This is a genomic window from Streptomyces sp. ME02-8801-2C, from assembly GCF_033793965.1.
In the GTDB taxonomy this organism is placed as follows: Bacteria; Actinomycetota; Actinomycetes; order Streptomycetales; family Streptomycetaceae; genus Streptomyces.
Genome location: NZ_JARAXP010000011.1, coordinates 86,489 through 108,766, shown reverse-complemented (window position 1 = coordinate 108,766; position 22,278 = coordinate 86,489). Strand labels below are relative to the sequence as shown.

Sequence of the window (22,278 nt, the reverse complement as noted above, 5' to 3'; positions counted from 1 at the left end):
CCTGCGGAGCAGGGCAGGGAACGGGGTCTCGCCTCCAGGGCGAAAGACCGCCCACACGGTCGGGTAGGCTGACGCCCGTGCGTTGCGAGAACCAAGCGCGTACGCCGTGCTGATCGAGAACCAAGACAGCACATGCACCTCCAAGCTTTGCCGTATCAAACCGGGCTGGTTTCAACCCGGCTGGTGTTGATCGTGGAAGACCTGTTGGGTCGCTGACCCGCAGGCGGCGTGAGCCAGGAATCCCCCTGCTTCAGCTGGGGGAGGATTCAAAGGAGCACCGCCCCGACGAGGACCGCCGACGCCACGCCCATGACGAAGGTGGCCGGAGCGAAGCGGAGGGCGAACCCGCGGCCGAAGGTCGCCGTCTGCATGGCGAACAGTTTCAGGTCGATCATCGGGCCGACCACGAGGAACGCCAGTCTGGCCGTGAGCGAGAACTGGGTCAGGGACGCGGCGACGAACGCGTCCGCCTCCGAGCAGATCGACAGCAGCACCGCGAGGACGGCGAGCGCGAGGACCGACACCACGGGGTTGTCCGCCGCGAGGCCCAGCCAGCTCGCCGGCACCACGGCCTTCAGCGTGGCGGCGGCCATCGCGCCGACGACCAGGAAACCGCCCGCGTGCACCACGTCGTGCCGTACGGAGTTCCAGAACGCGGCGCCCCTGCCGAGGCCCTCGTCCGAGGGGTGGGCCGGCGGGCGCAGCCAGTCGGTGCGGCCAAGGCGCTGCCAGAGCCAGCCCATCGCGCAGGCCACGAGCAGGCTCGCGACGAACCGGGCGACGACCATCTCGGGCTTGCCGGGGAACGCGATGGCGGTCGCGGTCAGCACGATCGGGTTGATCGCCGGGGCGGAGAGCAGGAACGCCAGTGCCGCCGCCGGGGCGACCCCCCGCCGCACCAGCGCGCCGGCCACCGGCACCGAAGCGCACTCGCAGCCGGGCAGGATCGCTCCGGCCATCCCCGCGACCGGTACCGCGAGGGCGGGCCGGCCGGGCAGGGCGCGGACGAAGAACGACGGCGGGACGAACACCGCGAGCATCGCCGACAGCAGCACCCCGAGGACGAGGAAGGGCAGGGCCTGGACGACGACGGCGACGAACACCGTCATCCAGCTCTGCATCACCGGCGCGGACACCGCCCGCCGGATCGGCCCCTGCAGGGCGACCACCAGGATCAGCACCATGGTCAGGACCAGCGGCGAGCTGAACTGCCAGCCCTGCTGCTCGCCCGGTGTCTTGTCGGGCACCTGGTCCGGCGCCTGGTCCGGCGGAGCCTCCGTGTCGCGGTGGCCGGCCCCGGGCGGGGCCGCTTTGGTGATGCTCACGGGTGAGGTACCTCCGGGCGTGGCGGTGCTGCGTGCGTGCGTTCCCTGCCACTTCAGTACGCCGGGACGGGCGCGGTTGCTCATTTTGCGAGATCGGGGAAGGAGCTAGGTTGGCGCGTATGCAGTCCTACACCATTGGTCAGGCCGCCCGTCTGCTGGGCGTGAGCCCTGACACCGCGAGGCGGTGGGCGGACGCGGGCCGGGTGAAGACCCACCGCGACGAGGGCGGGCGACGCCTGATCGACGGGCGGGATCTGGCCGCCTTCTCGATCGAGCTGGCCAACTCCGGCGCGGGCACCGGCTCCGGCGAGGAGGAGCCGTCGTACACCTCCGCCCGTAACGCCTTCGCCGGCATCGTCACGGCGGTGAAGCTCGGCGATGTCGCCGCTCAGGTGGAGATCCAGGCGGGACCGCACCGGCTGGTGTCGCTGCTGACCCGGGAGGCCGTGGAGGAACTGGGCCTCGAGGTCGGTATGGAGGCGACGGCCCGGGTGAAGTCGACGAACGTGCACATCGACCGGACCTGAACCGGGCGCAGCGCAGGGGCATACGGGGTGGCCGGAATTAATCGGTGGCCGCCTTCGCGGGCCCTGGCTACGGTCGCCGCATGGTGGAGACCTTCGGCACGTGCACGGACCGGTTCGCCCCCGTACGCGAGGCGTTGACGGCGTCGCTCAACGACAAGGACGTGGGCGCGTCCGTGGCGGTGTTCCTCGACGGCGAACCGGTGGTCGACCTGTGGGGCGGCCACCTCGACGAGGCGCGTACCACCGCGTGGCAGCGCGACACGATCACCAACACGTGGTCCACGACGAAGACGATGACGGCGCTGTGCGCGCTGGTCCTCGCCGACCGGGGTGAACTCGACCTGGACGCGCCGGTGGCCCGTTACTGGCCCGAGTTCGCCGCGAACGGCAAGGACGACGTCCTGGTTCGGCATCTGCTGGGTCATACGGCGGGGCTGCCCACCTGGGACGAGCCGATGACGGTCGAGGACCTCTACGACTGGCCGACCGCCACCGCCCGCCTCGCCGCCCAGGCCCCGGCCTGGAAGCCCGGCACCGAGGCCGGCTACCACGCCTCCACGTACGGCTATCTCGTCGGCGAGGTGGTCCGCCGGGTCACCGGCCGTACCCTGGGTGTCTTTTTCGCCGAGGAGATCGCCGGGCCGCTGGGCGCCGACTTCCACATCGGGCTGCCCGTCGAGTACGACCACCGCGTCACGCCCGTGATTCCGCCGCCCGAGCGTCCGCGCGACCCGGACGCGGCACCCGACCGCCCCGGCAACCCGCCCGTCGTGGCCGCCACCGCCAACACCGACGCCTGGCGGCGCGCCGAGATCCCCGCCGCGAACGGCCACGGCAATGCCCGCTCGGTCGCCGCCGTCCAGTCGGTCCTGTCCTGCGGCGGCACGGCACGAGGCGTACGGTTGCTGTCGGAGGCGGGTTGCGAACGCGCCCTGGAGGAACAGTTCGCCGGGACGGACTCGGTCCTGGGCGTGCCCATTCGCTGGGGCCTGGGGTATGGCCTGAGCGGCCAGCTCCCCAACCCCCGCACCTGTTCCTGGGGTGGCTGGGGCGGTTCGATGGTCCTGGTCGACATGGACGCCCGCCTCACGGTGGCGTACGTCATGAACCGCATGCTCGACTCGGGCGGACTCGGCGACGACCGGGCCTTCCTGATCGTCGCGGCCGCCTACGAAGGGCTCGCCGGGTGAGAGACTCGGCCGCGTGGCACACCCCCTCTCCTCCCCCGCACCCACCTTCGACGACCTCCTGGGCCGGGCCAGGGCGCTGGTCAGGGGCGACCGGCGTGCCGTGCTCGGTATCGCCGGGAGCCCGGGCTCGGGCAAGACGACGCTCGCCGAACGGCTCGTCCGGGCGCTGAACGGCGACGGCTCGCCCTGGGTCGCCCATGTGCCGATGGACGGGTTCCATCTCGCCGACGTCGAGTTGGAGCGGTTGGGCCTGCGGGACCGCAAGGGCGCGCCGGACACGTTCGACGCGGCGGGGTACGCGGCGCTGCTGCGGCGGCTGCGTGAGAGCGGCGACGCGGAGATCGTCTACGCGCCGGGGTTCGAGCGGGTGCTGGAGCAGCCGGTCGCGGGTGCGATCCCGGTGTTCCCTTCGGCACGGCTTGTCGTCACCGAGGGCAACTACCTTCTGCTGACGGAGGGTTCGTGGGCTCGGGTGCGGGCCCAGCTCGACGAGGTGTGGTTCTGCGCGCTGGACGAGGACGAGCGCGTGCAGCGGCTGGTCGCCCGGCACGAGGAGTTCGGCAAGGACCATGACACGGCTCTCGCGTGGGTGCGGGGGACGGACCAGCGCAACGCCGATCTGGTTGCCGCGACCCGGGACCGGGCGGACCTGGTCGTGGCCGAGTGGACCTGAGCGACGCGACTTGGCGGGACGTGATGTGACGAGGCCGAGCAGCGCGCGGGTGAGCTGCTCGGCCTCGTACGTCTTGTCGGTCCGTCTCGGTCCGCCTGCTCAGTCGAGAAGCGTCAGCTCCGGCTCGCCGTGAGCGTCGCCCGCAGGATCGCCGATCACGGCGGTGAACGACTCGGTGCGCACGAGCAGGCCTTCCGGCGTCGCCTCGAACACCGGCGCGAATCCGGCGTCGCCGTCGCCGCCGTACCGTACGGCGAACACGCTCAGGCCCTCCGGCGCCCCGGGGGCCGGGTCGGCCTCCAGTGCCGTGGAGCTGACCAGGTGGCGCCAGCCCTCGTCGGGGTTGCCGTAGCCGCGCGGGTCCGCCGCGAGAGCGAAGGCTGCCTGCTCCTGGGTCGTGTCCGAGCGGGCGTCGAAGTGGTCCGTGCCCTCTGCCCGCGGGTGCGTCAGACGCAGGGGGCCGGCGGAGGTCACGGCGCCGGCTTCGGCGGTCCGGTGGACCCGGTCGCCGTCGTCGGTGGCGTAGGGCAGGCCGGCGAGCAGGTACGGGGTGCCGTCGAGGTGTTCGACGGCGACTGCGACCCACAGGGTGGTGCCGTCGGTGACGTACAGGGATCGGACGTGGCGCAGGACGTGGTCGCGGCCGACGACCGGCGTGGTGACCAGCTTGGCCGTGCGAGCACCGGTGCGCAGGTCCCGTACTCGGACCTCGCCCATCGGGCGGCAGAGCAGGAAGCCGTCCGTCACCGGGCCGAAGCCGTGCTGGCGGTTCACCGCCGCCGGGAGGTAGTAGGTGCCCGCCGCCTCGACCAGCGACGGCGTCATCTTGTCGTCGAAGGCCACCGAGACCGTGCCGGCGCGGAGTTGGTGGCGCAGCGGCCGGGTCGAGGGCGTGCGGTGCCAGCGGGTGGTGTCCTGGATCTGCCAGACCAGCATCCACGCGAAGTGGCCGTCGATGCCGCCGTCCTGCTTGACCGCGCCGCGGGCCCAGCGGCTGTCGCCCCGGTAGCGGCCGAGGTCGGAGCCGATGCGGTGGCCGAAGTAGCGCAGGCCGAGGACCGATTCGAACGCGGAGTGCTGTTCGCTGTAGCGGGGGCCGCCGTTGTCGTAGCCGCCGTTCGTCAGGCGGGCGTCGAGATAGTGGGCCAGCGCCTCGCCGTCCTCGGCGAAGATCTCCTCGCCGCTGATCCGGTGGGCCTGGGCGAGGAAGGAGAGGGAGATCGGGCCGTAGTTGTTGTCGTAGGCGCCGCCGTGCTCGGGCGGCAGGGCCGCGCCCCGGTCGCTCACCCGGCGGTCGCGGATCTTGTCGACGTACAACGAGATCGCGCGGGCTCGGAGCGACTTCCCCTCGTCCGGCGGAAGATGGGGGGCGAGCATCAGACCGCCGACGATGCAGCCGATGGCCTGGTTGCCGGCTTCCTGCGGGTTGAAGAAGGTGGCTTCGGTCAGCCAGCGCCAGTAACCGCACGCCAACTCGACCAGTTCCGCGCGCTGTTCGTCGGCGACGAGTCCCTCGGCCGCGTCCAGGATGTTGACGGCGTGGAGCAGCGCCCACACCGTGCTCGGCCAGTCGCCGATCGGGTGTGCGCCGGACTCCAGTACGTAACGGGCGTACGGGAGACCGGAGTTGCGTACCGTCAGGTTGGGGTAGCCGGGGTTGTCCTCGACGTAGACGCGCTCGCGCAGGTGGAAGGCGAGGCTGCGGTGCACCGCCTCCGGCAGCCGGGGGTCCTTGCCGCGCTGCCAGGCGAGCGCGAGGAGCGAGGTGATGCCGAGTGAGGTGTCGCCGATGTCGTCGACGCAGTCGGGATGTTCGAGGTTGCCCTCGGGCGTGAGGCGCGCGAGGGCCTGCTCGGTGACGTCGGCGAGGACGGCGTCGTACGCCTCCGGAGTGTCCGGCAGGTCGTGCAGCGGCCCGAGCTGGCGTGGGAGGTGCAAGGAGATCAGCCCTTCATGCCTGAGAGGTGGCGCGCAGTGTGAGGGTCAGTGCCTGCGGTCCGTGCCCACCGAGGTAGACGCGGTTCCCGGCCGCCGCGTCCGTGCCGCCGACCACGGTGTAGTCCTGTCCCGGGTCGTAGCGCAGTACGTCGCTCCGGTCCGGTCCGACGAGCGGTTCGCCCGTCTCGACGGTGGCCTCGACCCGGATCTCGTCGTCGCCGACGCGGTAGGTCAACGGCTCGGTCGTCAGACACCAGCTTCCGTCGCCGAGCGGTACGGCGCCCCGCACCTCGCCGCCCGGCCGGAAGGTCAGTTCGAGGGCCCAGGGCACCGAGGGGCCGCTGATGTCGATCCGCAGGTCGGCCCCGTCCTCCCGCAGCTCGGCCTCTACTCGGGTCGTGTGGGAGACCTCGTCCTGAGGGCGGTCGGGGAAGGCCATCGACGCGGAGAAGCGGCCCTCGTCCACCAGGCGGTAGGCGCCGTCGTCGCGCCTGCGGTCCGTCGGAAGCGGCTGGTAGTAGGCGCTGGTGAGGGTCTGGGTGAGCCGGTACCGGTTGGCGGCGAGCTGTTCCATGTCGGCGGCACGGAACGGGCCCAGGTCGAAGAACGCCTGCGAGAGGCGGACCGCGTCGAGGACGGCGGCACCGGCGAACATGCGCAGGAAGGTGGGGTTGCAGGCGAGGCCCGAGCGGATGCGCCGGTGCTCGGGCACGTCGGAGCCGCCGTACACCACGGTGTGCGCGGTGGCCGAGACGTGGGCGGCGAGGCGTGCCGTGGGGAGGTACCCGTCGCGCGGGAGCTTCTCCGCGTCCGGGGCCGGCAGTGCGCGGCACAGATCCGGGGTGAGGAGGGTCTGGGCGAGCAGGTCAGGGTCGTCGACGCCGTCGGCGGCCGCGAGGCGGGCCGCGCGGGCGAAGTCGCCCCGGCCGGTGCGGATCGCGAGCAGCCGGTAGTGCGGCAGGTAGGGCCACAGCGCGAACGAGAGCCTCTGGTCCTGGCGGCGCGAGTGGACGGTCTCCACCGTGCGGTCCGGCCTGATCAGGTCCAGGGTCGTGGCGAGGTTGCGTTCGACGGCGTCCAGCAGGTCGGTACGCCCGAGCACCTCGGCCAGCAACAGCAGCGAGGGGTTGGTCACGAGGGCCGCGTAGACGGCACTGCGTTCGGAGTACAGGCCCTCCGGGTCGATGTCGACGCCCTCGGCGAGCCACTCCTCGGCGCGGGCGGGCAGCCGGTCGTCGGGGAACGACCGGTGCAGACGGGCGAGCGCCGCGCTCAGCTCCCAGCGGTGGTTCGGGGTGTGCACGCCACCGGTGAGGAGACTTGGGGTGGCGGCGCCGGCGATCTCGGCCAGCGCCGCTGTGATGTCCTGCAGTTCCGGCCCTCCGCCCGCCGCGAGGACGTACGCGTCGCACACGTCGTTGACGGTGAACGCGGAGTCCGGCGGTGACTGCACGTTGTCGCCACCGGCGAACAGGCCGGAGGGAGTCTGAGCGCCCCGCAGGGCGCGCAGGTGGGTCATCACGGCGGCGAGGGCCTGCCCGCTGCCGTGCAGTTCCGACTCCGGGGAACGGTAGGCCGCGACCAGGGTCTTCACCCGCCGTGCCAGACCGCGGTGCGGCACACCGGCGGGTTCCTCGTCGGGGCAGGCCGCCAACGGGACGGCCGTCCGGTCGGCGGCACGGGCCACCGACCGGACGAACTCGTGGTCGAGCGGGGAGAGCAAGATCAGTCCTTCAGTCCGGCGTTGATGTCGGCGCCCATGACGTAACGCTGGAAGACCAGGAAGATGACGATCAGCGGGATCATCGAGATGACCGACGCGCCCAGCAGGACCGACCAGTTGATGTTCTGTGCGCCGACGATGCTCTGGATGCCGATCTGCACGGTGAACTTGTCGGGGTCGTTGAGCATCAGCAGCGGCCAGATGTAGTCGTTCCACCGCCACTGGAAGGACAGAATGGCGAGGGTCAGCATGATGGGCCGGGAGAGCGGCACCATGATCCGCAGGAAGATCGACAGCTCCTTGGCGCCGTCGATGCGGGCGGCTTCCACTAGTTCGTCGGGCACCGTCAGGAAGAACTGGCGGAACATGAAGCAGCCGGTCGCGGTGAGCACGGCCGGGAGGATGATGCCGGCGAACGAGTTGTAGAGGCCGAGGTTGCGGACCACCAGGAACTCGGGGGCGAGCATGACCTCGGACGGCAGCATCGTGGTGGCCAGGATGCAGATGAAGAACGCCTTGAGCCATTTGTTGTCGTACTTGGCCAGCGCGTACCCGGTACAGCAGCTGATTCCCACCGTGAGGATCGTCGTGATCACACACACGATGGCCGTGTTGATGAAGTACTGGGAGAAGTTCGCGCTGTCCCACGCCGCCTCGAAGCCCGACAGGGTGGGGTTGTGCGGAACCAGTGTCAGCGGGTAGGAGAACAGGTCGCTGGACGGCTTGAGAGAGCTGAGGATGAACCACAGCACCGGAAAGCCGTACAGGCACGCCATGATCCACAGCAGTGTCGTCGCGGACACCGCCTGCCTGAGTCCACCGGTGGCCGTCCTGCGGGGCCGCTTCTTGGCGACTCTCCGTCCGGAGCCGGCGTCGGTCGGGCGCGGGATGTCTGTGGTTGTCATCGGTTCTCCACCCGCCGGTTGACGATCAGCTGGATGACCGCCACGGCCATCAGGATGAGCATGAGCACGAACGACGCGGCGCTCGCGTAGCCGATCTGTCCCCGCTTGAAGCCGGTCTCGTAGATGTACTGGACGAGCAGGTTGTTCGACGTTCCGGGCCCTCCGTTGTTGAGGGCGACGAACACCGGGTACTCCTTCATCGCGTTGATCGTGTTGAGCAGGATGACGATGAACGAGGTGGGCGCGATGCTCGGCAGCGTGATGCTGAAGAACTGGCGCCAGGGGCCGGCACCGTCGAGAGAGGCGGCCTCGTAGTACGACACCGGTACGTTCTTGATCGCCGCGATGAACAGCAGCATCGTGAAACCGGTCCAGGCCCAGGATGCCGCCATCACCACCACGAGCAACGAGAGGTCCGCGTTCGACTGCCACGGAACGGCGTCTGCGCCGAACTTCTCGATGACGTAGTTGACCAGGCCGAAGTTCTCGCCGAACATCCACCGCCACAGGACACCCACGACGATGGGCGACAGCAGCCACGGGATGAAGAAGACGACGCGGGCGACCGACCCGCCCTTCGCGTGCTTGCTCACCACCAGGTTGGCGGCGAGCAGCGAGACCACGAAGTTCAGCGGTACGAAGAGGACGGCGTACAGCAGCGTCCGGGTCAGCGCGTCATAGAAGGTGGAGTCCCCGAACAGGTTGTGGTAGTTGTCCAGTCCGATGTACTGGAACGCCCCCACTCCCGTGTAGTTCGTGAAGGAGTAGACGAGCCCGATCACCGCCGGCCAGACGAAGAACAGCGCGAAGAGCACGACGTTGGCCGAGATGAGGACGAGGGGCGCAAGGGTGTACTTGCTGCGTCTCCTGGGCGAGCTCGGCGGGCTCGCGGTCACGGCCGAGGCGCGTTTTGTCATCTTCCTGACTCCGTGCTGGTGGTTTGGATTGCTGCGGGCTCCGGTCATGAGCCCGGCATCACTCGGGCGTCCGGGGACGGGCGGCGGTGTCTCGGCGCCGCCCGTCCCCCGGGCCCACGATCAGCCGCCGACCTGCTGGTTGTAGCCGGCCACGATGTTCTCCAGGGCCTTGTCGGCCGTCTGCTGGCCGTTGATCGCCTTGCCGAGCTCCGTCTTGGTCGGGTCCTCGGTGAGGCTCTTGCCCTTCAGCACCCAGTTCGTCTGCGCGCTGCTGAAGTAGCCGGAGATCGGGGCGTAGAGCGGGATCGACTCGTTGTAGAGCTTGAACGCCGCCTGCGCCGCCTCGGAGGTGAAGGGGTACTTCGGGGTCAGACCGCTCTCGACCGGCAGGAAGCCGGACGCCTCGCACAGCGCCTGGTAGTGGGCCGGCTCGTACAGCCAGGACAGGAACTTCGTCGCGGCCTTGGCGGCGTCGCCGTTGTTGTTGAAGCCCACCGTCATGCCGCCGCTGTTGACGTCGCTGGCCTGCACCGGCTGGGCCGGGGTCGGGACGCTCGCCCACTCGAACTTCTTGATGCTCTCCGCGAAGGCGGGCACCTGCCACACACCGGACCAGTAGGCGACGACGTCACCGCTCTGGAACATGGCCGACGGGTCGGCGCCGCTGGTCCAGACCGACTTCGGCATGGTCTTGTCGTCGTTCCAGCCGACGAAGGTGTTCACGGCCTTCTTGGTCGCCTCGTCCACCGAGAACTTGCCGGAGTCGTCCGCGTGGACGTACTGCCCGCCCATCTCGTACACCATGGCGCGCAACCGTGACGGCGACTGGTCGAACGTCAGGGAGTACTTGGCCTTGGTCTTCTCGCGGACCTCGTCCGCCGCCTTGATGAAGTCGGTCCAGGTCCAGGTCTTCGACGGCTCGGTCGGGAAGGAGACGCCGGCCTTCTCGAAGAGCGACTTGTTGATGAACATGCCGGACGCGGTGACGTCCGAGGGGATGGACAGCACCTTCCCGGACGAGTCCTTCGCCAGGAAGTTGGCGTTGATGTTGTTGCTCTTGTTGTTGGCGATGGAGCTGAGGTCGAGCAGCTTGTTCGACCAGATCGGGTCCAGCGCCGGCACGGCGGCCACGTCGGGCAGGGAGTTCGCCTGCGCGGCGTTGTGCAGCTTCGTCGTGTAGCCGTCGTAGGGGATGTTGACGAGCTTGACGTCGACGCCGGCTTCCTTCTTGTACTGCGCCACCATCTTCTTCCAGCCCGCGTCCTGCCCCGGAACCGTCGAGATCCAGAACGTCAGCTTCTTGGAGGTACCGCCCGAGTCGCCTCCCCCTCCGCAGGCGGTGAGCAGCAGGGCTCCCGCCGAGGCAACGGCAGCGAGGGGAACCAGGCGGCGCATACCGCCGCGGCCGAGTCGGCTGGAGCGCCGCACACCCACAGTGGTCATCTTCGATCCCTTTTTTTCGTCGTAGGGGACAGAGCACGGCGCCGATCGAGGCGGCACGGGTGCATTTTGCAGGAAGGGCTGCTTTCGGGGGGCGCAGCCTCGCCCGGCCGCGTCGTCCACGCGGGGCGGGATCCCCGGCCGTCCTGGCCGTCACCGCACGGGCACGCCCTCGTGCGGTTGCCGTACGTCGTGTACGGGCGGGAGGCTCGCCCCAAGCCGGCGTCCCGGCCGACTTAGAAAGCGCTTGTCCGGACATTGGCAGACCGAGTCCGAACCCGTCAATCCTTGGACCGCCCGGGCTGGGTCACGGTTTGGACTCCTCTGGCGACGGCGAGCCGCGCCGCACCCACGACGGTGCCGAGATCACCGACCTGGCTGCTGACCACCTCGGTGGGCCAGCTCAGCCGCTCCAGCTCGGCCCGCACACCGGGCAGGAGCTGCGGAAACGCACCGGTGCTGCCGCCCAGGACGAGCAGCCCGGGGTCCAGTACGGCGGTCACCGCGGCGGCCAGCCGGCCCACGTCCACCGCGTGCCGGTCGACGATCGCGCGGGCCGTGGCGCCGCCCTCTCCGGCCAGCGAGAAGAGCCGGTCGGCGGTACGGGGGCACGCGCCCTCGGATTCCGGCCACGCCTCGGCGGCCCTGCGCAGCAGCGAGCGGGCGCCGATGTACTCCTCCAGGGCCTCGTGGCGGGGCTCCAGGTCGTCGTCCCAGGGGTAGGGCAGCCGGGCGAGCTCTCCGGCCGCCCCGTTGGCGCCGGCCAGCACATGGCCTCCCACGACGATGCCGAGACCGATACCGACACCGATCCGCAGATAGCCGAAGGTGTGCCGGCCGCGCGCCGCGCCCTCGTGCAGCTCGGCGAGCGCCGCGCAGTTGACGTTGTTCTCGAGGTGGACGGGCACCCCGGGCGGCAGTGCCACGGCGACCGCGTCGAAGACGGGTCCCGCCTTGGCGGTCGCCGGCCGCACGGTGCCCTCCTCGGCGCGCGCGGTGACATCACCGACGGCCACGACGATGGTGCGCAGCGGAGCGTCGGGGGGGAGCGCGGACAGCGCTTCGCGCACCACGTCGGCGCCCTCCTCGCGGGGGCCGGTGGCCTCGGCGAGCAGGGTGCCGTCCAGGGCGCAGCCGCGCACCCGGGTCAGGGCGGGGCCGAGATCGACGGCGAGTACGGAGCCGGCCGCGGGACCGAGTCCGTAGACGGCGGCGGAACGGCCCGTGCCGCCGGAGGCGATGCCCGAGTGGGCGGCGAGCCGGGCGTTCTCCAGTTCCGCCACGGCGGAGGAGACGGTCGGCTTCGACAGGCCCGCGAGACTCGCGAGCTGCGGCCGGGTGGCCGTACCCGCCCCGGCCAGCACGGCGAACACGGCGCTCGCGCTCTCGGTCAGACGGGGGGCCTTCGCCACGTCGTGTTCCACAGTCTCCCCAAGGTCGAGGGCCGCGCTCCCCGGAAGCTCGAAGTCGTGGGATGCGGCGACGGGATGCCCTGGTATCGCGGGTTTCCCGCCGCGTCTCCGGCCCCCTCGGGGCGCCGTCGCGGTCGGGTGCGCGATACCTCTTGACACGCACTGTACTTCGTTAGTTAACTTCCTAACGAATGTCACGGTACTCGCCTGCCGTGCCCGCTCAGAGGCCCGTCCCGGGGCTTCCCTAGCTCTTCCGTACATCAGGTCTTCCCCAGGTTTTCCCTGCTCCAGGCACGGTTCGCCCACCGTCGCAGCCAAGCGCAACGACGAAAGAGGATCCGTGCAGGACTCCCCCTTCCCGCGCCCGCTCGTCGTGGGCATCGACGTGGGCGGCACCAAGACGCACCTGCGCGCCCGCGCCGGGGACGAGTCGATCGCCGATCACGTCCGCCCGAGCAGCGGCTGGCGGCCGCACGACCCCGTGGCCGCCGCCGACTGGCTGGCCGCGCTGGTCACCGACGCCCTGCCCGCGGGCTCGCGCCCGTCCGCCGTCGCCATGGGCGGACACGGCTGTGAGACACCCCGTCAGTGCGAGGAGATCCGCTCCGCGCTCGAGGAACGTCTGGGTGTTCCGTGCCGGATCGTCGGCGACGCCGAACTGCTCGTTCCCGCCGTCGGTCTGGACCGGGGCGCCGGTCTCGTCGCGGGCACCGGTTCCGTCGCGGTCGGCCGCCTCGAGGACGGCACTCCCGTCCAGGTCGGCGGCTGGGGCGCACTCCTCGGCGACGAGGGCGGCTCCGCCGGTCTCGTCCGCGAGGCCGTCCGCGCGGTGTGGGCCGCACACGACCGCGGAGAGGAACCCGACGAACTCACCAAGGAACTTCTCGTCGCGTTCGAGGTGCCCGAAGTGCCCGCGCTGGGCGGGGCGTTGGAGAGTGCCACGTCTCCGTCCGCCGACTGGGGCCGGCACGCGCCGGCCGTGTTCGCCGCCGCCGAGGCGGGCTCGTCGCTCGCCGGCACGGTGATCGCCGAGGGCGGCCGGTCGCTCGCCGCGCTCGTCGCCCGACTCGCCGCGCGCGGTGTCCCGGTCGACGACGTCGTGGTCGCGGGCAGTACCGTTCTCGCCCAACCCGTCCTGTACGACGCCTTCGTGGCGTCCTTGGCCGAACGCGTGCCCCACGCCCGGCCGAGGCACCTCGACGTCGCGCCGGTCGAAGGGGCACTCGCGATGGCCCGTTCACTCGTCTGACATGTGCCGGTCGCCGAACCAACTCCGACCGGACACAACTCGCCCGTAGATCTTCGCTCGTATGCTCGGGCAAGCGCGTTCACCGCTCGCGTCACGAGCGCACCACGAGCCGCAGTCACTCGCATCCCTCCCCGGCCGTACGGCCGTAGAACTCCAGAGAGGCAGCCACATGCCGTCATCAGCCGGGCACAACTCCCCCGCGTCGGTCCGTGAACACGCCCCGAACCGCCGAGGGTTCCTCAGGACGTCCCTGGGTGCGTCGGCCGGAGTGCTGGGCGCGCCGACCTTCGTGTCATGGCTCGCCGCGGCGGACGCCAAGGCGGCCACGAGCCCCGCCGCGGACGCGACGACGGCAACGGCCCCCCTCGCGTTCGTCGACGACTACAAGACCAACGTCGTGGCGAACCAGACGGCCGAGACCAACGCCGTGCTCCGGGTCCTCGACGGCTTCGCCAAGGTGTGGAAGACCGGCGACGCCTGGAACACCGGCATAGCACTGCAGCCCGAGGTGCTGCGCGCCAACGTGCGTTACTGCGCCCGCGTCACCGGCGCCCGCACCGAGGCCCAGGCCAAGGAGGCGTTCGTCTACGACCGCCAGCACCAGAGCTACGCGATGATCGCCGCGCTGGGTCCGCTGGCCGATCTGTACAAGGCGGGTGCCAAGGCGGTCACGTCGATCACGACGGCGCCGGACACGACGCCCCCGACCACGATCAGCGACGCGGTCCCGGCGGGTGCCCCGGCCGGCTCCGCCCTCGGCGCGGGCTCGTACACCTCGGACCTCGGTCAGGTGGCGAAGCTGGTCGACACCGTGCGCGGCCCGTTCGCCTCCGGCAACCCCGCCAAGTTCGCCTTCCAGTACCCGCGTCCGTGGCGCCTGAACCCGAACAGCGAGGTCGTCCCCACCGGCGCGACCGACTCCCTCGGCTTCCCGGTGTACGAGTCGGACGTCGTCGTCGTGACGCAGCTGCTGCGTCAGCGCGGCACGAACCCGGCCGAGGACGGCGGCTTCCCCAGCGGCCACACCAACGCGTTCCACCTGGCGGCACTGGCGTTCGCGTACGCGGTGCCGGAGCGCTTCCAGGAGATCGTGACGCGCGCCTTCGAGCTGAGCCACACCCGGATCATGTCGGGCATGCACTCCCCCGTCGACGTCCTCGGCGGTCGCGTCATGGCCACCGCCCTGGCCGCCGCCGCCCTCGCCGACCCGGCCAACGCCGACCTCAAGGCGGCGGCGCGCGCCCAGGCCCTCGCCTACTTCCAGGCGCAGACGGGCACGACGGCGGACACCCTCTACGCCTACGCGCACTCGGCCCCCGCCGGCACCGACGCGTACGCCGACCGGGCCGCGAACGCGTGTGCGGTCGAGCCGCGCCTCACGTACATCCTGAACCGCCGGGGCCGCGACCAGGCGCTGACCGTGCCCAAGGGCGCGGAGGTGCTGCTGGAGACGCGTCAGCCGTACCTCGACGCGGCGCAGCGGCGCGCGGTGCTGCGCACGACCGCGCTGCCCGCCGGGTACGTGCTGCTCGACGGCTTCGAGCAGTGGGGGCGGCTCAACCTGTTCGCCGCGGCGGACGGTTACGGCTCCTTCGAGTCCGACGTGACCGTCTCGCTCGACGCGGCGTCCGGCGGTTTCGGCGCGGCCGACACCTGGCGCAACGACATCGACGGCCGGGGCGGGCTGACCAAGACCGGCACCGGCACGCTCACCCTGGCCGGGCACAACAGCTATACGGGCGGCACGGAACTCGAGGCGGGCACGCTGGTCTCCGCCTCCGCCCACGCGCTGGGCCACGGCGACGTCCGGGTGCTGGGCGGGACGCTGCGGGTGACCGAGCCGGTCCAGCTGCACGGCACGTACACCCAGCAGTCCGGAACGCTGGCGGTCACGCTGCGCAAGGGCCGCCGCAAGGAGGTCGTGACGGTGACCCGGCGTGCGCTCCTGGAGAAGGGCAGCGTCCTGTCGCTGACCCTCGACGCGGAGAACCCGCCGACCGTGGGCAGCGTCGTCGACGTCATCGGCGCCGCGTCGCTGCGCGGCCGCTTCGACCGTGTCGAGGTGAACTCGGACAAGATCCGTGCCGTGCCCGTGTACACGGCGGACGGTCTGTCGGTGCGACTCCTGAAGCGGTAATGCACGGGGCGGGGCGGGAGCTGATGCGAGAGTAGGGCCATGGCCCGGCTCCGGATCACTCCCGCCACCGCGCGGTCGGCGTCGCCCCGGGGCGGACGATGACGCGCGACCGGCACACGCTTGTCGAACCCAGGACTTCTCCCGACGCGGGGCGCACCTCCTTCGGGGTTCCGGAGGAGATGCCCGGCGCCGCTCCCGCCACGCCGGCGCCCCCGACCGGACGTGCGCGACTGCTCGCCCGTCTCGGACGCCACCGACGCCTGCTGGTCCCGCTCGCGGTGGCCGTGCTGCTCCTCCAGATGGCCGTCGCGATGATCACGACGGCGGTGGAGCAGACGCCCACCATCGACGAGCCCGTGTACGTCGGTACGGCGGCCGTCTATCTCCACGAGCACAGCCTGCGGCTCAACCCCGAGCACCCTCCGCTGGGCAAGCTGATCATCGCCGCCGGAGTGGCCGTGGCCGGCCCGCACTTCGACCGGGGTTACGACGGCGACCAGAGCCATGTGGGCCGCCATCTGCTCTACGAGTCCGGCAACGACCCCTGGCGTCTGATGCTGTGGGCGCGTCTGCCGGTGATCGCGCTGACCCTGCTGTTCGGGCTGGTGGTGTTCGTCTTCGGTCGCGAACTCGCGGGTGGGGTGGGCGGGTTGGGGGCGCTGGCCCTGTACGCGTTCTCGCCGGACGTCGTCGCGCACGGATCGCTGGCCACGCTCGACGTACCGGCGGCCGGGTTCGTGCTGACGTCGGTGTGGCTGCTGTGGCGGGCCCGGTGGCGGCCCCGGCTCTGTCTTCCGCTCGCCGGAGCGGCCCTCGGGGCGGCCCTGGCCACGAAGATGAACACCCTCGCCGCCGTCCCGGTACTGCTCCTGCTGGCCGGCCTTTCGGTGTGGCGCCCTGGACGCGCGGCGGCTCCGGGGGCCCGCCTCAGGCTGCTCGCGCGGGCCGTCGCCGGCTCGGCACTGGTGGCGGTCGTCGCGGTGGCCGTCGTATGGGCCACATATCTCGCCGTCGATCCCCAACTGCGCTGGACGCCGTCCACCGGCGAGGTACCGGCCGTGCACGGACCGAGGGGTCTGCTGGCCGGTCTGCTGCCCTTTCCGGAGGCCTACCGGGACGGTGTACGGCTGCAGTTCGGCCTGGAGAACGCGCACTGGGAGGGCTTCCTCTTCGGGCGGCGCTACGAGGGTTCCCTCTGGTACTACCTGCCCGCCGCCCTCCTGGTGAAGACCCCGCTCGGCATGCTGGTGCTGTGGATGGTGGGTACGGCAGCGTTTTTGACGATTCGTCAACTCAGGTCCGCCGCACCTTACTTGCTGCTTCCGACGGCCGTACTGCTGGCGGCGGCGATGGACGGCCAGCGGGACCTGGGGGTGCGGTACGCCATCTTCGTGCCGATGTTCGGCGCGGTGGCGGCGGTCGGTGTGCTCGCGCTGCGCCGACGATGGGTGCCGGTCGTGGCGGCGGGGCTGTTGGCGTTCGTGGCGGTCAGTTCGCTGCGGGCGTTCCCCTTCTATCTCCCGTACTCCAACGAGGCGTTCGGCGGATCGGCCAAGACGCACGAGTGGCTGCACGACTCCAACGTGGACTGGGGTCAGGACCTGGGGCGGCTTGCGGACCGGCTGCACGACCGGTACGCGGGCCAGCGGGTCTGGCTGGTCTACAAGGGCAGCGGAGTGCCGTCGTACTACGGGATCCACGCGTCCGATCCGCGCCACCGGCCCGAACGGAAGGTGCACGGACTGCTGGTGGTGTCGGACTCGTCGGTCGCCAAGGCGCGGGGGCGACTGGCGCGGCTGATCCACACCAGCCGGGAGGTCGACGAGGTCGGCCACTCGATCACGATCTTCCGCCGGTGAAGGGTGAGCTATGTTGAGTCGCTGTGGGAGACGAACGAGGCACATCGGTGCCATCGCCGCAGCAGGCTCGCGCCCAGGCGTCCGCGATCACTTCGGGGAAGACCGCCCCTGAGGTGGAAGCCGCGCCGGCCTCCCGGCTGCGGGAACTGTTCGACGGGCCCCGGCTCTCCCCCGGACAGCGGCGCATCGCGCAGTATCTGATCGAACACATCACCGAGGCCGCGTTCCTGTCGATCACCGATCTCGCCGACCGGGTGGGAGTGAGCCAGCCGTCCGTGACCCGGTTCGCGGCGGCCGTCGGTTTCAGCGGCTACCCGGCCCTGCGCGAGCGGCTCCAGGCCATCGCGCTCAGCACCCTCGCGAGCGCCCCGGGCGCGGCGGAGGAGAACCGGAGCAACGAACTCCAGGCGGCGGTGGACGCCGAGATCGCGAACCTGGAGAACCTGCGGCGGGACTTCGCCGACCCCGACCGGGTGATCGAGGTCGGCCGAAGCCTGTCGCGCTCGACCCCACTGACCGTGCTCGGCCTGCGGATCTCCGGATCGCTTGCCGAGTACTTCGCCTACGCCGCCCGCCGTATCCACCCCGACGTCCGGGTGGTGACCCGGGGCGGCAGTGTCGCCTACGACGCGCTCCTCCAGTCGCGGGAGGCCGGGGGCACCTGGGTACTGGCGTTCTCGATGCCCCGGCACGCGCAGGAGACGCTCACGGCGGTGCGGGTCGCCCGGCGGGCCGGGTTGCGGGTGGCCCTGATCACCGACCTGGCCCTCGGTCCGCTGGCCGACGAGGCCGACATCATCTTCGCCGTCGGTACCGGATCCCGCCTGGTGTTCGACTCGTACGCCGGGCCCGCCGTGCTGTCGGCGGCGCTGCTCCAGGCCATGACGGACGCGGATCCGGAGCGTACGCAGGGGCGCCTGGAGGAGTACGAGCAGAGCGCCGACCTGCATCAGTTCTTCCTAAGGGACTAAATATCCCGTTTTGTGCATGAATTTTTTCATACTTCTTGCAAACCGGACGGCATATATAAATACTGCTCACGGATCGCGTCCCGACGGGACACCGGGACTCGTTCCACACGCCCCGCGCATCCGCTGCCGCCGTCTCCTACCCGCGTCGGCGCTCGGGTGTCCGGACGGGTGTCGCCTGCGCGAACGCCCGTTGCGGCCCCGGCCATCCCCTAGGCCGGGGCCGCTGAATCCCGTCGCACCACCCTGTCGACGCCGCACTCCCGGAGCGATGACCATGAGCACGATGACCACGACGACCACCCGGACCGGCCCGGACTGGCCCTGTCAGGTCAAGATCCCCGGCAGCTACGACTGGGAGCGCTCGGCGGTCAAGTGGCTGCGCGAGCTGGTGCCGACGCGCTACGCGGGCTACCCGACGCTGATCCGCCACCCCGTCCTGCTGGCCCGTCACGCGCACATCCAGGTCCAGCACGAGATCCGGGTCGCCCGAACCGCCCTCCAGACGGCCCGCGCCGACCTCCCCGGCCTCGGTCTGAGCGAGTCGGTCATCGAACACACGATCAAGATGTACGCCGCCGAGGTGCTTCAGCTCCAGCACATCGCCCGGAGCATCCGCGCTGTCACCCAGGCCCTGGTCGACACCCACGCCGCTCGCTGAGCGGACCCCTGCCGGGCCCCTTCCGATCCTCCCCGGCCCTTCCGATGCCCTCAGGGCCGCCTGCCGCGAGGGCGTTCAGGACCCCGTACGGGACTCCAGGTCCTTGCGCGTGTCGTCGCCGTAGACGCCGGTCTCGTCACCGCGGATGCCGTACCAGAGCTGGAAGCGGGCCACCGCCTCGGTGAGGCCGGCGTCGTAACTGCCGGTCGTGGCACCGTGGTCGTAGACGTCGGGGATGCGCAGCAGGCGCTGCTGCAGCTCGGTCACCTCGGGGCCGCTGTCCCCCTCCCGCAGCGTGCCGGGGCCGTCCGGATCGGCCGAGACCGGTGTCGACGCCGACGGGGTGGGCACCACGGCCGGGGCGGTCGGGGGTGCCGGCCGGACCTCCTCGCCCTCGGCGCTGCCCGGGAGCAGCAGGGCCGAGCCGAAGCCGACCAGGGCAGCCGCACCGACGGCGACCACCACGGCGACGCGGCGGAGGTTCGGGCCGAACCCGAAGCCACCGTCGGCCCGCCGCGTCCGTTCGCCCTGTCGGCGGCGGGAGACGGGCGGCAACTCCTGTGTCGAGTCCTCGGCGCCGGGAGCCGGCCGGGGCTCGGGCCTGGGCTCGGGCCGGGGCTCGGGCCTGGGCAGGGGCACGGACTCGTAGCCCTCCGGAATTTCGGCCATCGCCTCCTCGTGCTCCCGCATGAGCTGTGCCAGTGCCTCGGTGCGGCGACGGCGCACCACGCGCGTCGGCTCCAGGGGTCGGCGGCCTTCCGGCCGGCCCGGGGTGGGCGGTGTCGACACTCTGCTCCCCTTCCCTCTCCCTGCGTATTCGCTGCGTACGAATGCGCGTGGGTCGCACACGGGCCGCGTGCGGCGACGCGGCGGCTCCGTGAAGTGATACGCGGTCAGGGGTAGTTGGGTTCAGTACGAAGGGCGCGGCTTGCGCAGAGCACGGTGTCCGTCGACGGCCCCGGAGTCGCCGCCGCGCTCGACGAAGCGGCCCAGATGGTCCGGCGTCGGACGCAGCAGACCGTCCCGGACGGCGAGCGCGGTGGCCTCGGCGCGGGAGGCGGCACCGGTCTTGCGGAGCAGATGCTCGATGTGACTGTGCACGGTCCGCGGGGACAGGAACAACGCCTGGGCGATGGCCTGGTTGGTCTGCCCGATGGCGGCGCGGGTGAGCACCTCCAGCTCACGCGGGCTGAGCCCGTACGGCAGTTCGGTGGGCGTCTCGTGGACGAGCACCGCCGATGCCGGGCCGGTCAGCCCCGGTGCCGTCGTGTGCCGGTGCAGGGAGACGCGGTACCAGGTGCCGTCGAGCGGCCACAGCAGCCGCAGCCGCCGGCCGCCCGTCTCGGCGAAGGCACGCAGCAGCGGATGGAACTCCTCGTCCGCCGCCACCCGGGCGCGCTCCCGTCCCGGCAGGCCGACGATCCCGCCCTCGGCGACGAGGCTCGCCGCACCCTCGGACGGCAGTCCGTGCAGGTCGCCGGTGTGCGCCGTGGGGTCGACGAGCGCTCCTAGGGCGGGGATGACGGAGGCGAGGAGGTGGCGAGCCTCGGTGTCATAGGCGTCCGGCGTGCGGGTGGAGAGGTTGATCAGACCGACGAGGCGTCCATCGTGCCGCAGCGCTCCCGTCATGGCGTCGCGCAGGCCGGCCGGGCGGACCCGCTCGGCGTAGAACCAGCCGTGCCTGAAGCGCTGTCCGGGGTCGTCGGCGTCCTCGGAGATCGAGGGCGGCACGTCCTGCCGGACGACGTTGCGGTACCAGGGCGTGTCGACGAACTCGGCGGCCATCGCCTGCGAGTTCTCGGCGGTGTAGCCGATCCCGGCGACCTGGACGTGCTCACCGGTCAGCGGGTCGATGGACAGCAGGGTCGCCATGTCGAGGGGCAGGGCGTGGCAGAGTTCGGCAAGGGCCTGGGCGCAGGCCGACACGGTGTCGCGCTCACGCGTGAGCATGCCGATGCGGGTGGCCGCCGCGATCTGGTGGTGGCTGAGCATGCGCGCCTCCGGGAGGGCCCGGGAGTCATCCAGGAGCCAATTCGTTTGGCCCCTAACGCTAGGGCCGCACCCCGTGCCGGGCAAGACATCGAGCCCGACGTAACGGACTCGGTGCCGCCCGGCCGCCGGAGTCGGGCGAGTGCGGGACCCGGTCGATATTTCGCGGTCCGTATTGGGCGCTCGGTATTTGTACGGATGGTGCGGCGGGGCGCGGGGGTCTTTTCTGTTCGACACGGCCGGTCCTTGTGGAACCCGCCCGTTGTCGTCCCCCTCGCAGCCCGTCCCTCAATGGGCACTTCCCCTGGGAGAGCACCGTCATGACCACATCCCCGTTCGCCGGTTCCGCGGCCTCGCGCAGACAGTTCCTCGCCTGGTCCGGTACGGCTCTCGCCCTTGCCGCCGCCGGCTGTTCGGCGCCCGGCGGCGACACGGCGTCGTCGGGGCAGAAGGCCGCCGCCGACAAGGGACCGCGCGAGCCCTTGACGAAGATCGGCCTGGACTACCCGTTCACCCAACTCCCGCTCTACGCAACGCTGGTGAAGCTCTCCACGGCCGCCGCCAAGAAGCACGGTGCCTCGCTGCTGACGACCAGCGACGGCAGCAGCGCCGACACCCAGGCGACCAACCTCAACACCTGGGTGGCCCGCAAGACGCCCGCCATCGTGTCGTTCCCGATGGTGTTCGAGGCCGCCGAACCGATCGCCAAGGCCGCGCTGGACGCCGGCCTGATCTGGGTGACGTACGGCGGCACACTGGAGCACCAGAGCGCCGACATCCGGTTCAGCTTCCGGGAGGGCGGGACCCTGCTCGGTGAGGCGGCGGCCAAGTGGGCGCTGGAGAACCTGGGCGGCAAGGGCAAGATCGCCTTTCTCACCGACAGCACGATCGAACTGGGCCGCGAACGCACCAAGGGCATGGTCGACGCCTTCACCAAAATGGCGCCGGGCGTCGACGTGGTCGCCCAGGAGCAGGCCATCGACCCGGACACGGGCCTGACGAAGACCAAGGCCATCCTGGCCAAGCATCCCGACCTCAACCTGCTGCTCGGCGTCACGGACGCGTCGGCGTACGGCGGGTACAAGGCGCTGGAGCAGACGGGCCGGGCGAAGGACGACGCGAAGACGTTCGTCGGCGGCCAGGACGGCGCGGCGCCCTCGCTCCTCGCGATCAAGCAGGGCACCTTCTACCGCGCCTCGGCCGCTCTCGCCCCGCAGGACATCGCCAACGCCATCGTGGACGTGCCCCTCGCGGTCGCCGCGGGCAGGGCGAACCCGGGCGTGGAGGTACCGATCGCGCTCGTCGGCCCCCGCGACACGGCGAAGATCGACGCGCTGCTCGCCCAGAACGGCTAGGGGAGCGGTC

General features: G+C 71.1%; 18 protein-coding genes. 9 read left to right on the top strand and 9 right to left on the bottom strand.

What is annotated here, in order from left to right:
• Positions 1-266: 266 nt before the first annotated feature.
• Positions 267-1,325, bottom strand: a complete 1,059-nt coding sequence (locus tag PV396_RS31570; RefSeq protein ID WP_319210431.1) for a permease — start codon at positions 1,323-1,325, stop codon at positions 267-269.
• 119 nt (positions 1,326-1,444) lie between these two features.
• On the opposite strand from PV396_RS31570, the gene PV396_RS31565 reads away from it, so the two are divergent.
• The 3 genes from PV396_RS31565 to PV396_RS31555 all read left to right on the top strand — a co-directional run bounded on the left by PV396_RS31565 (position 1,445) and on the right by PV396_RS31555 (position 3,715).
• Positions 1,445-1,852 carry a helix-turn-helix transcriptional regulator gene (locus PV396_RS31565; RefSeq protein WP_319210430.1) on the top strand — a complete coding sequence of 136 codons (408 nt, stop codon included), beginning with the start codon at positions 1,445-1,447 and terminating at the stop codon, positions 1,850-1,852.
• 80 nt (positions 1,853-1,932) lie between these two features.
• A complete protein-coding gene (locus PV396_RS31560) occupies positions 1,933-3,042 on the top strand; it encodes a serine hydrolase domain-containing protein (protein WP_319210429.1) in 1,110 nt (369 codons plus the stop codon).
• A gap of 13 nt (positions 3,043-3,055) precedes the next feature.
• Positions 3,056-3,715, top strand: a complete 660-nt coding sequence (locus tag PV396_RS31555) for a nucleoside/nucleotide kinase family protein (protein ID WP_319210428.1) — start codon at positions 3,056-3,058, stop codon at positions 3,713-3,715.
• Between the two features lie 99 nt (positions 3,716-3,814).
• Here PV396_RS31555 and PV396_RS31550 read toward each other — a convergent pair whose 3' ends face one another.
• From PV396_RS31550 to PV396_RS31525, 6 genes are all read right to left on the bottom strand, one after another.
• Complete coding sequence (locus PV396_RS31550; protein ID WP_319210427.1) at positions 3,815-5,653, bottom strand: hypothetical protein; 1,839 nt, start codon at positions 5,651-5,653, stop codon at positions 3,815-3,817.
• 13 nt (positions 5,654-5,666) lie between these two features.
• Positions 5,667-7,376, bottom strand: coding sequence for a hypothetical protein (locus tag PV396_RS31545; RefSeq protein WP_319210426.1), 1,710 nt, complete (start codon positions 7,374-7,376; stop codon positions 5,667-5,669).
• A 2-nt stretch (positions 7,377-7,378) separates the two neighbouring features.
• On the bottom strand, positions 7,379-8,281 hold the full coding sequence (locus tag PV396_RS31540; RefSeq protein ID WP_319210425.1) for a carbohydrate ABC transporter permease: 903 nt from the start codon (positions 8,279-8,281) through the stop codon (positions 7,379-7,381).
• Complete coding sequence (locus PV396_RS31535; protein WP_319210424.1) at positions 8,278-9,198, bottom strand: carbohydrate ABC transporter permease; 921 nt, start codon at positions 9,196-9,198, stop codon at positions 8,278-8,280. The genes PV396_RS31540 and PV396_RS31535 overlap by 4 nt, the downstream gene beginning before the upstream one ends.
• Before the next feature lie 120 nt (positions 9,199-9,318).
• Positions 9,319-10,641: a sugar ABC transporter substrate-binding protein gene (locus PV396_RS31530; RefSeq protein WP_319210423.1), complete on the bottom strand. Its 1,323-nt coding sequence runs from the start codon at positions 10,639-10,641 to the stop codon at positions 9,319-9,321.
• A 278-nt stretch (positions 10,642-10,919) separates the two neighbouring features.
• Positions 10,920-12,050: an ROK family transcriptional regulator gene (locus PV396_RS31525; protein WP_319210422.1), complete on the bottom strand. Its 1,131-nt coding sequence runs from the start codon at positions 12,048-12,050 to the stop codon at positions 10,920-10,922.
• 340 nt (positions 12,051-12,390) lie between these two features.
• Here PV396_RS31525 and PV396_RS31520 point away from each other — a divergent pair, with 340 nt between their 5' ends.
• The 5 genes from PV396_RS31520 to PV396_RS31500 all read left to right on the top strand — a co-directional run bounded on the left by PV396_RS31520 (position 12,391) and on the right by PV396_RS31500 (position 18,924).
• A complete protein-coding gene (locus PV396_RS31520; protein ID WP_319210421.1) occupies positions 12,391-13,299 on the top strand; it encodes an N-acetylglucosamine kinase in 909 nt (302 codons plus the stop codon).
• Positions 13,300-13,468: 169 nt separating this feature from the next.
• Complete coding sequence (locus tag PV396_RS31515) at positions 13,469-15,436, top strand: phosphatase PAP2 family protein (RefSeq protein WP_319210420.1); 1,968 nt, start codon at positions 13,469-13,471, stop codon at positions 15,434-15,436.
• Positions 15,437-15,615: 179 nt separating this feature from the next.
• Entirely contained in the window at positions 15,616-17,295 is a 1,680-nt protein-coding gene (locus PV396_RS31510; protein ID WP_416071510.1) for a phospholipid carrier-dependent glycosyltransferase, read from the top strand.
• Positions 17,296-17,342: 47 nt separating this feature from the next.
• On the top strand, positions 17,343-18,266 hold the full coding sequence (locus tag PV396_RS31505; protein ID WP_319210418.1) for a MurR/RpiR family transcriptional regulator: 924 nt from the start codon (positions 17,343-17,345) through the stop codon (positions 18,264-18,266).
• Positions 18,267-18,549: 283 nt separating this feature from the next.
• On the top strand, positions 18,550-18,924 hold the full coding sequence (locus PV396_RS31500; RefSeq protein ID WP_319210645.1) for a hypothetical protein: 375 nt from the start codon (positions 18,550-18,552) through the stop codon (positions 18,922-18,924).
• A gap of 75 nt (positions 18,925-18,999) precedes the next feature.
• On the opposite strand, the gene PV396_RS31495 is transcribed toward PV396_RS31500, so the two are convergent.
• The gene (locus tag PV396_RS31495) at positions 19,000-19,713 is read right to left on the bottom strand and encodes a peptidoglycan-binding domain-containing protein (RefSeq protein WP_319210417.1); all 714 of its coding nucleotides are present in this window, start codon (positions 19,711-19,713) and stop codon (positions 19,000-19,002) included.
• A gap of 120 nt (positions 19,714-19,833) precedes the next feature.
• Positions 19,834-20,916, bottom strand: a complete 1,083-nt coding sequence (locus PV396_RS31490; protein WP_319210416.1) for a LuxR C-terminal-related transcriptional regulator — start codon at positions 20,914-20,916, stop codon at positions 19,834-19,836.
• Between the two features lie 317 nt (positions 20,917-21,233).
• Here PV396_RS31490 and PV396_RS31485 point away from each other — a divergent pair, with 317 nt between their 5' ends.
• Positions 21,234-22,268: a sugar ABC transporter substrate-binding protein gene (locus PV396_RS31485; protein WP_319210415.1), complete on the top strand. Its 1,035-nt coding sequence runs from the start codon at positions 21,234-21,236 to the stop codon at positions 22,266-22,268.
• Positions 22,269-22,278: the final 10 nt, after the last annotated feature.